The sequence below is a fragment of the Paludisphaera soli genome, from assembly GCF_011064595.1.
In the GTDB taxonomy this organism is placed as follows: domain Bacteria; phylum Planctomycetota; class Planctomycetia; order Isosphaerales; family Isosphaeraceae; genus Paludisphaera; species Paludisphaera soli.
The window spans coordinates 1-12,392 of the sequence record NZ_JAALJI010000016.1; the positions used below are offsets into that span (position 1 = coordinate 1).

The window sequence follows — 12,392 nt, forward strand, 5'->3', positions numbered from 1 at the left end:
GGGGCTCCGGGCCCAGGGCGACCGCATCCCGCCGACCGAAGGCCGTGTCGCGGCGGAGGCCTGCGAACGGATCGTCCGGCTCTACGAATCGTGGGGACGGCCGGAGAAGGCCGACGAGTGGAGGGCGAAGCTGGCCGGCGCGGGCGATGCCGCGTCGAAGCCATGAAGGCCGCCCCCGCGGGGTCCGCGTCGCCGCGGCCGGGGCGATCCCATTCCCCGGCGACGCGGGCGCCGGCGTCCTCTATGACGGCGACGAACCGCTCCACGCGGAGTTCGACCCAGGAGGATCGCGTGAAAGGATGATCGGACACGACGCCCACTCTCGGACGCAGCGCCCGATCGATGCGGGACGTGCCGTTCACCCCCGACCGCACCCGTCCGGGTCGGCTCGCGGCCTCGCGACGCCTGGCATCGCGTACGTCCCGCATCAACGGCGCGCGTTTTCCCCGCTCGATGGCATGGCCCCTGCTTCCTCATCGAGGTCGGCATGATCCTCGATCTGAGCAACCGCCTCTCTTAAGGGTGCTGAGCATGGTACGCGGGAAAAGCCGATTCTCCCCGGGGCTGGAAACGCTGGAGCGTAAGCAGGTCCTCTCGACGGTCGTCGCCGATTTCGACTCGTCCGGCCTCTGGCGATACGCGGATTCTACAGGCTGGGAGCAGCTCAGCGAGGCCGACCCTCAGGCGATCGCCGTCGCGGGCGACGGAACGATCGCGGTCGACTACGGGACCTTCGGCCTCTGGCGATACAGCGATTTTTACGGATGGGAGCAGTTGAACGAGGCCGACCCTCAGGGCGTGGCCGTGTCGAGCGGCGGCGCGATCGCGGTCGATTACGGCCCCTACGGCCTCTGGCGCTACAGCGACTCCTTCGGCTGGGAGCAGCTCAGCGGGGCCGACCCTCAGGGCCTCGCGATGGCCTACGACGGAGCGATCGCGGTCGATTACGGCCCTTACGGTCTCTGGCAGTTCAGCAACGTCTTCGGCTGGGAGCAACTGAACGAGGCCGACCCCGAACAGGTGGCGATCGGGGGTCTCGACGACATTTCCGCCGACTACGGGCCCTATGGCCTCTGGCGGTACGGCGACGCTTTCGGCTGGGAGCCGTTGAGCGACGCCGACCCCGAGGAGATCGCCATGGCGAGCGACGGCACCGTCGCGGCCGACTACGGCGCGTTCGGGCTCTGGCGATACCACGACGCCTACGGCTGGGATGAGCTGACCCCCGCCAACCCGTTCACCATCGCCGTCTCGTCCAGCGGCGTGGCCGCGGGTTTCCTCAACTTCGGGGTCTGGCGCTACACCGACTTCTACGGCTGGGAGCAGCTCGAGGAGTTCAACGCATTCCAGGTCGGCATCGCGGACGACCAGTCCGGCTCCGGCTCTTCCCGGGCCTAACGCCGCGTCCCCGCCGGCCGCACGCCCGGCGGGGACATGGACGAGAGGGTGCGACCCGCCCGCCCCGAGCCGGTCCAGGCCCACGGCCTCTCCAGCCGGGGCGTCGCGATTACGGAACGGACCCGGTGCGGCGCGGTCGCCCGCCGTCCTGCTGGACGACTTTCGGGACGGCTGTCTCGGCGAGTTCCTGGCTGGCCGAGAACGCTAGCGTCGCGCCCGACGTGCGGCTCCACATCGACTTCGGCGACACCCGCCACTGGGATCGGGACTCCGGCGGCTTCTCGAGGATCGACCGGGACAGCGCCCCGAATCTTCGTCGCGGACCGCGTCGGATCTTCGCCTGACCTCCACCCGGCCCCAGAGCGTAGATTCGAAACGCGAACGAGCGGGCGCGTGATGCGCCCGCCCGTTCCGCGGCGATGTCGATGTCGACCGACCGGCGTCGGAGGTCCGGATTCAGACGGTGCGGCTGGTGCGGTCGTAGCCGCCGGCGTTGCGAATGATGGCCGAGGCCTCGGCGGCGCGGGCGCCGGCGTCGACGGTCACGATCGTGCGGCCGGCCTCGAACTCGCCCTGGTAGTAGGTGGCTTCTTCCTCGGGCATGCCCGCGCCCACGAGCGCGCCCACGAGCCCGGCGATGCCGGCCCCGGCGGCGGCGTTGGACAGGACCACGCCCAGGGTGCCCGCCATGATGGCCGGGCCGACGACCGGGATGACCCCCGAGAGGACGCCCAGGCCCGCCAGAGCGCCCAGCCCGAGCCCCGTCAGGGCCCCGGTGACCGCGCCGGACCCGGCGTCCGTGTCGTCCGCGGTCGACGCCGCGTCGCCCGCGCCATCGGCGTACTGGGAGGCGACGCCGATGTGCTTGTCCGTGAATCCGGCCGCATGCAGCTCGGTGACGGCCTGGTTGGCTTGGCGGCGGTCTTCGAAGACGCCGACGACGGGAGAGGTTGTAGTATTCATGAGATTATAAGAATGCAAATCGAGTGCCGCCGCCGCCCGCAAATCCACCCAGCGGCCGGCGGCGACGCAACGCCCCCCCTCCCCTCGCCTCAACGCGTCACGACGCCTCGGGGCGGCCGAGGAGGACGGCCAGGTAGACCCCGTAGGCGGCCAGGAGGGACGCGCCTTCGCGACGGCCGATCCGCATGCCGGTGAGCATGACCGGGAAGAGGAGCAGGGTGAGGCCGAGCATCCAGTAGTTGTCGCCGGCGAGGATCCCCTCGGGCACCGCGACCGGCCTGACCAGGCCGCTGATCCCGAGGGTGCCCAGGATGTTGAAGAGGTTCGAGCCGATGACGTTGCCGATCGCGATGTCGTCGCGGCCGCGGATACTCGACACGAGCGAGGTGACGACCTCGGGGAGTCCTGTCCCCCCCGCGACGATGGTCAGGCCGATGACCCGCTCTGAGAGGCCCCAGTGCCTCCCCAGGTCGATCGCGCCCGTGACCGTGGCGTGGGCACCGCCGACGAGCAACAGCACGCCGACCCCCACCAGGACGACGCTCGCCCACCCGGCCGTCTTGCCGGCCGGGGGGACGGCCCGGGTCAGCTCGTCGACCTCGACCTGGAACTCGCGGACCTCCTGCTCGTTCATCTGCCGGCGGACCAGGGTCACCAGGAACGCCGTGAAGGCGACGTAGATCCCCAGGAAGCGGACGCCGTCGAGCCGGCCGATCCGGCCGTCGCGGCAGACCACCACGCAAAGGAGCGTCACCAGAGCCAGGACGAGATATTCGATGCGGATGGTGTTGCCGCCGATGGCGAGCGGCCGGATCAGGGCCGCCAGGCCGAGGATGAACGTCAGGTTGAAGATGTTCGACCCGACGATGTTGCCGACCGCGACGGCCTCGCTCCCCTTCAGGGCCGCCGGCAGGCTCACGGCCAGCTCAGGCACAGAGGTCCCCGCCGCCACGACCGTCAGGCCGATGACCGCCCGCGTCACCCGGGCGAGCGTCGCCAGCGCGACCGCCCCCCGCAACAGCAGCGCGCCGCCCGCCACCAGCAAGACGATCCCCAGGATCACCAGCCCGATCGATGTGGTTATGTCGTCGATTCCTCGAGTGTCCTGTCGTGTGATGTTGGTCCGACGGCGGAGCGGGCCCGGCCCAGCTCCGGTACTCGGGCGTCGCGTCCTTCATGTCTTCATACAGCCGGGCCATGCGGTCCACGAACCAGAGCTTCCCCAGGCAGGCGACGGCCGTCCCGGTCAGGGTCGGCCAGGGCTCCAGCCGGACCAGGCCCAGATCAGGAGGACGCCCCCGATCGCGGCGACGCCCGTGAGGAGTTTCGCCGCCAGCGGGTGACGGGCCGGCACGGGGACGCGATCGCGGTTCAACCAGACGCGTTCCCCCATGACCCCCCGCGACGACCAACTGTCGGTCGACGGCGACGCGGGTAAGAGGCGGGGGTTGATCCATGTCCAGGCCGCGACCGCCGCGATCGGGACGAGCGACCACCAGCCGAGCCAGGCGCGGCTCTATACGGCCAGGACGATCAGCGGCAGGGTCGCCACCCGCGTCCAGACGCTCCAGGGGTTGGCGTGCCGCCGCCAGCCTTCGTCGTCGAGGGCGAAGGCCCGCGCGACGCGACGGGAGCGAGGACGATCGTCGCCCGCCGACATCGAGGTCCGGGGACGCGCGTCGGGGACGCGGAGCCGCCCGGCGGGGGTGCTACCAGCCGCCGCCGTTGGTGATGAAGAGCTTGAGAAAAAGCTCCGTCTCGATGGAGGGGCGAGCGGGTGGGACGAGCATCGTTCCGCCAGGCATGGGGTGAGTAGCCCGTGATTCGGAACGGATCTTAACCGGCGCAGGGCGGGGCGGGAAGGGGCTGCTGGGCAATCCGACGCGTCGGGTGCCCTTCGCGCAGGATGAGGCGGGCGCGGCCCCCGGCGAAAGGGGCCGCGCCCGCCTTTTGGTGAAGCTCGCGAAGCGTCGTCGGCCGGTCGGTCAGGGGAGGGCCTGGCGGAGCTGGCCGAGGGTGTCGCCCATCGCGTAGGTGCGCTCGATGTTCGGGCCGGTGCGCCCCTGCGACACCCGCTCGGTGCGGGTCGCGAGCCGTCCCCAGGCGTCCTCCAGGGTCCGCAGCTCGGCCGACAGCGTCGCCGGGTCGGTGCCGGCGGCGGCGACCTGGCGGAACCGGTCGGCCGAGGCGCCCAGGACGCGCGCCTCGGCCAGGAACTGCGCCCCCTCGGGGACGACGTGCGCGGTGCGCGTGAAGTCCTGGAGGAACGAGTTCACCTGTCCTTGCAGGTCGTCGGCCAGCCTCATCACCCGGCGCGACGGCCCATACACCGGCGCGGGGCGGTAGGCGTCGTAGCTCGGACGGTACGCCTCGCGGTAGGTCCGCGGCGGCGGGCCGACGTGACGATCGCCCGGGGCGCGGGGGGGACGTCCGTAGTCCGCATCGTAGTCGAACCGCCAGTCCGGCCGTCGGAGGTCGGAGAGCGGGTCGACGCGCGGGCGTTGCGTCGCGTCGTATCCCCGGTAGCCTCGGTCGTAGGTCCAGCCGCCCTGATCGGGCCGATAGGTCTGGGCGCGGGCGTCCTGGCCGAGGCTCGCGGGAGCTACGATCAGGGCGGCGAGCGCGGTGAGTTTCCAAGTGTTCGTCATGGTGACTTCCTTCTTGGACGGGACTCGCCCGCCCATCCCCGCTCGTCCGGCAACTCCCGGGCGAGACATCGAGAACCCGTGAAGGCCATACGTCCCTCACATCCACGCTCATCGGAATACGCAACAGCCGTGCCCGACGCCGAAAGGAGGGCATCCACGCAAGCCGGCGCGGGCCGCGATTCGGCCGCGACGATCCTGGACGCGGCCGGCGACGCGGGATTACCATGAACGCGCCAAGGGGCGATTTCCTGTTCGCGGGGGCGATCGGAGGGGTTTCATGGGCGACGCGTCCACGGGCGCCGACGAGTTGATCCGGCGCGTCGGGGAGGGGGACGAGGCGGCCCTCGGGGAGCTGTTCGGGGCGCATCGCGAGCGGCTGAAGCGACTGGTCGCGCTGCGGCTCGACCGCAGGCTCCGGAGCCGGGTGGACCCGTCCGACGTGCTCCAGGAGGCGTACCTGGACCTGGCCAGGAAGCTGCCGGCCTACGCGAGCAAGCCGGCGATGCCGTTCTTCCTCTGGGTCCGCCTGGTGGTGGTGGAGCGGCTGATCCGGGTCCATCGGGCCCACCTCGACGCGGCGGCGCGGGACGCGGGACGCGAGGTCGCGCCGGGGCCGGCCGGGCCGCGCGCCGACTCGGCGTCGATCGCGGCGCAGCTCCTGGGGCGGTTCACGACCGCGAGCCGGGCGGCCGTCCTCGCCGAGCGCCGCCAGCGGCTGGAGGAGGCGCTCGACGCCATGGGCCCGGACGATCGCGAGGTGATCGTGCTCCGGCACTTCGAAGAGCTGTCCAACGAGGAGGCGGCGGCCGTACTGGGGGTGTCCAAGGCCGCCGCGAGCAAGCGCCACGTCCGCGCGATGCTGAGGCTCAAGTCGGCCCTGGAGAAGACCCCGGGGCTCGTCGACACGGTCGACGGCGGGGCGGGCTGAAGCGGGACGACGGCCGACGGCCGACGACCGAGGTGGGAAGAGGGGTGTCCCCGTGGCCGAAACCAGCGAGGCCGGCGACCCGCTCGGCGAGCTGGCCGACGAGTTCCTGGACCGACTGCGGCGGGGCGAGTCGCCGCGGGTGGACGCCTACCTCGGCCGCATCCCGGAGGGCCGTCGCGGGGAGCTTCGCGACCTGCTCTCGGCCCTGGTCGCGGTCGAGGACTTCAAGGCCGAATTCGCCGAGGACGAGGGCGGCCGGCCGACGCTCGGCGACGACGGGGGGGAGGTCCTCGACCGGCTGGGGGACTACCGGATCCTCCGCGAGGTCGGCCGGGGGGGCATGGGGATCGTCTACGAGGCCGAGCAGGAGTCGCTCGGCCGCCGGGTGGCGCTGAAGGTCCTGGCCCCCTGGCTCCGGCCGGGCGGCCGTCAGCTCCAGCGGTTCCTGCGCGAGGCGCGGTCGGCGGCCCAGCTGCACCACCCGGACATCGTGCCGATCTTCGGCGTGGGCGAGCACGAGGGGCGGCACTTCTACGCCATGCAGTTCATCCCCGGCCAGGGTCTGGACCAGGTGCTCGACGACGTCCGACGGCTCCGGAGCCCCGCCCCGGCCGACCCGTCGGCCGACGGCGTCACCCGCGTCGCCCCCGATTCCGTCGCGGGCGGGCGCGGGGATTCGATCGGGTCGACCGTGATCCACGGCGAGCCCTCCCGCTCGGCCACGCCGGGCCGGGGGGACGTCACCCCCTCGGACGCGCCCGAGACGCCCTATCGACGTTCGGTGGCCGAGATCGTCTTGAAGGTCGCCGAGGCGCTCCAGCACGCCCACGACCGGGGGATGCTCCACCGCGACATCAAGCCCTCGAACCTGCTGCTGGACGAGGGGGGCAAGGTCTGGGTGACCGACTTCGGGCTGGTGAAGGCGGCCGACGGCGAGGACCTGACCGGGACCGACGATCTCGTGGGGACGCTCCGCTACATGGCCCCCGAGCGGTTCCGGGGCCGTTGCGACGCCCGTTCCGACGTCTATTCGCTGGGCCTGACCCTCTACGAGATGCTGGCGCTGCGGCCGGCCTTCGACGCCGGTGACCGCCATCGGCTGATCCACCAGATCACCCAGGAGCAGCCGGAGCCGATCCGCCGGCTGGCCCCGACCCTGCCGCGCGACCTGGCGACGATCGTCCACACGGCGATCGCCCCCGACCCCGACGAGCGCTATGCGACGGCCTCGGCGCTGGCCGAGGACCTGAGGCGATGGCTGCGCCACGAGCCGATCCGCGCCCGCCGCAGCCCGGCCCCGGAGCGGCTGGCGAAGTGGGCGCGGCGGAACCCGGCCGTGGCCGCCCTGGCGGCGTCGGCGGCCCTGGCGGCGCTGGCGGCGGTGACGATCCTGGCGGCGGGCTATATCCAGGTCTCGCGGACGTTGCACGACTCGCAGCGGCTGGAGTACTTCCAGCGGATCGCCCTGGCCGAGCGGGCGTGGTCCGGCAACGACGTCGGCCGCGCCGAAGCCCTGCTGGACGAGGCGGCCCCGGCCTTCCGGAGCTGGGAGTGGCGGCACCTGAAGCGGCGGTGCCACGCCGCCCTGGCGACCCTGAGGGCGAACGGCGGCGAGCAGCCCAACACGCTGGCGTTCGCCCCCGACGGCGGGACCGCGGCGACCTCCGGCGCGCACGGCGACCTCCTGATCTGGGACGTGCCGTCGGGCCGCCGTCGTCGCGTGATCCACGGGCCGCCCGAGGCGGTCTCCGGCCTGGCCTTCAGCCCGGAAGGCTCCGCGATCGCCTCGGCCGCCGGCCAGCGCACGGTGCGGGTGCACGAGGTCGCGACGGGTCGCGAGCTCCTGTCGATCCCCCTGCCCCGCGGCCGCGAGGCCCTGGGCGTCGCCTACAGCCCCGACGGCGGCACGCTCGCCGCCTGCGCCGGGGTCTTCTGGGAGACGGTCGAGCGGGCCGACGAGGAGGGGAGCCTGACCCTCTGGGACGCCGCCTCGGGCCGGCCGCTGCGCGACCTGAGGGGCCACGCCGGGTCGGTCCACCAGGCGGCCTTCGCGCCCGACGGGACGCAGCTGGCGTCGGCCGGCGGCGACGGCCTGGTGAAGATCTGGGACCCCGCGACGGGCGGACTCCTGCGCGACCTCTCGGGACACGAGGGGGTCGTGATGGGGGTCGCCTACGCGCCCGACGGCCGCCGGCTCGTCTCCGCCGGGCTGGACGGCACGCTGCGGCTCTGGGACCCCCGGACCGGGGCGGCGGTCGCCACCTTCCGCGAGCCGGGGGAGCGGTTCCTGGCCGTCGCCTGGAGCCCCGACGGCCGCCGGATCGCCGCCGCCGGCCGGAGCTGGTCGCTCACCGTCTGGGACGCCGAGACCGGGTTCAAGGCGGAGACCTACCGCGGCCACGACCGCGAGGCCCTCGGCGCGGCCTACTCGCCCGACGGCCGGATGCTGGGCTCGGCCGGCTACGACGGTCTGGTCCGGATCTGGGACGCCGGCCGAGGCCAGGAGGCTCGCACGCTCTCGGGATTCGGCGGGGCCGTCACCCGCCTGGCGATGGACCCGGCCGGCCGTTGGCTCGCCGCCGCCTCCGAGTCCGGCCCGATCCGGCTCCGGGACCCGTCGAACGCCGCCGACGGCCCGACGCTCGACTCCACGGCCCGGGCCCACGGCTCGGCCGCGTTCGCCCCCGGCGGGGATCGGCTCGCGGCCGGGTCGCGGGGGGCGCCGGGCCTGGTCGAGGTCTGGGACCCGTCGACCGGCGCCCGCCTGCACGCGCTCGACGCCGGGCCGGCCGCCGTCTCGGCCGTCGCCTTCCGCCCCGACGGCCGCACCCTGGCCGCCGGGGCCCTCGACGGCTCGGTGAGGCTCTGGGACGCGGCGACGGGCTCCCCCCTCCCCGGGCCGAGGCTCGTCGCGACGGGGCCGATCACGGCCCTGGCCTTCAGCCCGGACGGCCGCCGCCTGGCCGCGTCGACGGGCGACCAGAAGCGCATCCACCTGCCCGGGACGGTGACGATCTGGGACCTGGAGGCGGCCGCCCGGCCCCTGACGCTCACCGGCCACGCCAGGGGTGTCGCCGACGTCGCCTGGAGCCCCGACGGGCTCTCGCTCGCAACCGCCGGATGGGACCAGACCGTCGCCGTCTGGGACGCGACGACCGGCGGGCGCCGGCACTCGTCCGCGAGCCGGGGCCTGCTGGTCTGGGCGGTCGCCTTCACGCCCGACGGCGAGCGCGTGGTGGCCGCGGACAACATCGGCCGCCTGACCTTCTGGGACGTCGCGACCGGCCACGAGGTCCTCACCCTCCCCGCGCACGCCGACCGCATCTACGACCTGGCCTTCTCCGCCGACGGCCGCCTGCTGGCCTCCGCCGGCCGCGACGCCACGGTCAAGCTCTGGGACGCCGACGCCCCCACCGCCCCGTCGCCCTGAGCGCGTGCATTCGCATTCCGAGAAGTCCCGAAAAACTTTGTCTCCCGGCCGACCCCGCGCGCAGGTGGTCTTCCCGTGGGGCGCTGCGGCGACGACCGCCGACGCCCCCCGGAACGAACCGACCTACGCTCCCAGCCAGGAGACGCATCATGATCGCCCGTCGCCTCGAAGCCCTGCTTCGCAGCCGCCGCCAGCGGCCCCGCCGTCCTTCCCGACGTCCCGCGATCGAGCTGCTGGACGACCGGATCGCGCCCGCCGTCTCCGCCGTCTTCAGCCCCGCGGCCGGGGCCCTCAGCATCTTCGGCGACTCGCTCTCCAACAACATCACCGTCAGCCGCAACGCCGCCGGCGGGATCCTGGTCAACGGCGGGGCCGTCGCCGTCGTGGGGGGGACGCCGACCGTCGCCAACACCGCCTCGATCGCCGTCTTCGGCCTGGGCGGGAACGACGTCATCACGCTCAACGAGGCCAACGGCGCGCTGCCGAAGGCCAACCTCTTCGGCGGCGCCGGCAACGACACGCTCACCGGCGGCTCGGGCGCCGACATGCTCTTCGGCCAGGCGGGCAACGACACCCTGCTGGGCAAGGGGGGGGCCGACTTCCTCTTCGGGGGTTCGGAGAACGACACGCTCACCGGCGGCGACGCCGACGACCAGGTCTTCGGCGAGTCGGGCGACGACCGCATGATCTGGAACCCGGGCGACGACACCGACCTGAACGAAGGCGGGGCCGGGATCGACACGGTCGAGGTCAACGGAGGCAACGGCGCCGAGACGTTCACCGTCACCGCCAACGGCGCCCGAGTGCGGTTCGACCGCCTCAACCCGGCGCCGTTCTCGATCGACGTCGGCACGTCCGAGAACCTCGTGGTCAACGCCAACGGCGGCGACGACGCGTTCTCGGCGACCGGAAACCTCGCGGCCCTCATCAAGATCACCGTCGACGGCGGGACCGGGAACGACACCCTCCTCGGCAGCAACGGGGTCGACCTCCTCCTGGGCGGCGACGGAAACGACTTCATCGACGGCCAGCAGGGGAATGACGTGGCGCTCCTCGGCGCCGGCGACGACGTCTTCCAGTGGGACCCCGGCGACGGCAGCGACGTGGTCGAGGGCCAGGCCGGCACGGATACGATGCTCTTCAACGGTAGCGCGGGGAACGAGATCTTCGACGTCGCGGCCGTCGGCGGCCGCGTGCGGTTCACGCGCAACCTCGGCAACATCGTCATGGATCTGAACGATGTCGAGGCGATCGACCTGAACACGCTCGGCGGGACCGACGCCGTCACCGTCAACGACCTGAGCGGGACGGACCTGATCCGCGTGGACGTCGACCTGGCCGGCACGATCGGCGGCACGGCGGGCGACGCCCAGGCTGACACCGTGATCGTCAACGGCACGAACGGGAACAATGTCGTCGACGTGTTCGGCGCCGGGACCTCCCTGGCCGTCATCGGCCTGCCCGTCCTGGTGAACGTGGCCAACTCGGAAGGGGCCAACGATGCGCTCGTGGTCAACGGCCTGGGCGGCAACGACGGGCTGACGGCCTCCACGCTGGTCGCGGGGATCGTCAAGCTGACGCTCGACGGCGGCACCGGGAACGACACGATCCTGGGCAGCCGCGGCGCCGACGTCCTGCTCGGCGGGAACGACGCCGACTTCGTCGACGGCAACCAGGGCGACGACGTGGCGTTCCTCGGCGCCGGAACCGACGTCTTCCAGTGGGACCCCGGCGACGGCAGCGACGTGGTCGAGGGCCAGGGCGGCGCCGACCTCATGCTCTTCTTCGGCTCGAACGCGAGCGAGAACATCAACGTCCTCGCCAACGGCGGCCGGGTCCTGTTCCTCCGCGACGTGGCCAACATCACGATGGACCTCGACGACGTCGAGCGGATCGAGTTCCGGGCCCTGGGCGGCGCCGACAACGTCGTGATCGGCGACCTCTCGGGCACCGACGCGACCCGGATCGACCTCGACCTCCGCGGCCCGGCCGGGGGCGGCGACGGCGCGGCCGACTCGATCACCGTCAACGGCACCAACGGCGCCGACGTCTTCGGCGCGGCGGGCGACGCCGGCGGGGTCGCGGTGTTCGGCCTCCACACGGCCGTCAACATCTTCCACCAGGAGGCGGCGAACGACCGGCTGACGCTCAACGCCCTCGGCGGCGACGACGTGGTCAACGCGACCTCCCTGGAGGCCGACGGCATCCGTCTCGCGATTAACGGCGGCCTCGGCGACGACCTCCTGATCGGGAGCGAGGGGGACGACCTCATCAACGGCGGCGACGGCGACGACACCGCCCTGATGGGCGCCGGCGACGACGTGTTCGTCTGGAACCCCGGCGACGACAACGACGTGATCGAGGGCCAGGACGGCTTCGACACGATGCTGTTCAACGGCGCCAACGCCGCCGAGCTGATCGACGTCTCCGCCAACGGCGGCCGGGTCCTGTTCTTTCGCAACGTCGCGAGCGTCGTCATGGACCTGAACGACACCGAGGCGATCACCTTCAACGCCCTCGGCGGGGCCGACGTGATCACGGTCGGCGACCTCTCCGGGACCGACGTCACGGAGGTGAACCTCAACCTCGCGGCGGCCGGCGGGGCCGGCGACGCCCAGGCCGATACGGTGGTCGTCAACGGCACGAACGGCGACGACGTGATCCTCGCCGTCGGCGACGCCTCGGGGACCTCGGTCCTCGGCCTGGCGGCGGTTGTGAACATCATCGGCGCCGAGGCCGCCCTCGACACGCTCCGCATCAACGCCCTCGCGGGCGACGACGTGGTGGAGGCCAGCGGCCTGGCCGCGAACGCGATCAAGCTCGCGGCCGACGGCGGCGTCGGGGACGACGTCCTCGTCGGCGGCGACGGCAACGACGTGCTGACCGGCGGCGAGGATGACGACGTCCTCATCGGCGGCCTCGGCCTCGACGTCCTCGACGGCGGCCCCGGCGACGACATCGAGATCCAGTGACGCCGTCCCGAGGGGCCGTCGCCGGGGCGGCCCCTCCCCTCCCCCCTCGAAAA

7 protein-coding genes and 1 pseudogene are annotated in these 12,392 nt (G+C 72.8%); 4 read left to right on the forward strand and 4 right to left on the reverse strand.

Going from position 1 to position 12,392, the window contains the following annotated elements; genetic code table 11:
• Positions 1 to 531: 531 nt before the first annotated feature.
• Complete coding sequence (locus tag G6O68_RS19230) at positions 532 to 1,398, forward strand: hypothetical protein (protein WP_165250266.1); 867 nt, start codon at positions 532 to 534, stop codon at positions 1,396 to 1,398.
• A 456-nt stretch (positions 1,399 to 1,854) separates the two neighbouring features.
• Here G6O68_RS19230 and G6O68_RS19235 read toward each other — a convergent pair whose 3' ends face one another.
• The 4 genes and pseudogenes from G6O68_RS19235 to G6O68_RS19250 all read right to left on the reverse strand — a co-directional run bounded on the left by G6O68_RS19235 (position 1,855) and on the right by G6O68_RS19250 (position 5,009).
• Positions 1,855 to 2,361, reverse strand: coding sequence for a general stress protein (locus tag G6O68_RS19235; protein ID WP_165250267.1), 507 nt, complete (start codon positions 2,359 to 2,361; stop codon positions 1,855 to 1,857).
• A 97-nt stretch (positions 2,362 to 2,458) separates the two neighbouring features.
• Complete coding sequence (locus G6O68_RS19240) at positions 2,459 to 3,424, reverse strand: calcium/sodium antiporter (protein ID WP_165250268.1); 966 nt, start codon at positions 3,422 to 3,424, stop codon at positions 2,459 to 2,461.
• Positions 3,425 to 3,563: 139 nt separating this feature from the next.
• Positions 3,564 to 4,021, reverse strand: a pseudogene (locus G6O68_RS33445) (DUF6653 family protein); the annotation flags it as partial.
• A gap of 325 nt (positions 4,022 to 4,346) precedes the next feature.
• Positions 4,347 to 5,009, reverse strand: coding sequence for a hypothetical protein (locus G6O68_RS19250; RefSeq protein ID WP_165250269.1), 663 nt, complete (start codon positions 5,007 to 5,009; stop codon positions 4,347 to 4,349).
• 277 nt (positions 5,010 to 5,286) lie between these two features.
• Between G6O68_RS19250 and G6O68_RS19255 the strand changes: the two genes are divergently transcribed.
• From G6O68_RS19255 to G6O68_RS19265, 3 genes are all read left to right on the forward strand, one after another.
• Positions 5,287 to 5,937, forward strand: a complete 651-nt coding sequence (locus G6O68_RS19255) for a sigma-70 family RNA polymerase sigma factor (protein WP_165250270.1) — start codon at positions 5,287 to 5,289, stop codon at positions 5,935 to 5,937.
• 52 nt (positions 5,938 to 5,989) lie between these two features.
• Positions 5,990 to 9,367 carry a WD40 repeat domain-containing serine/threonine protein kinase gene (locus G6O68_RS19260; RefSeq protein WP_165250271.1) on the forward strand — a complete coding sequence of 1,126 codons (3,378 nt, stop codon included), beginning with the start codon at positions 5,990 to 5,992 and terminating at the stop codon, positions 9,365 to 9,367.
• A gap of 149 nt (positions 9,368 to 9,516) precedes the next feature.
• Complete coding sequence (locus G6O68_RS19265) at positions 9,517 to 12,339, forward strand: beta strand repeat-containing protein (protein ID WP_165250272.1); 2,823 nt, start codon at positions 9,517 to 9,519, stop codon at positions 12,337 to 12,339.
• The last annotated feature ends 53 nt before the right edge of the window (positions 12,340 to 12,392 follow it).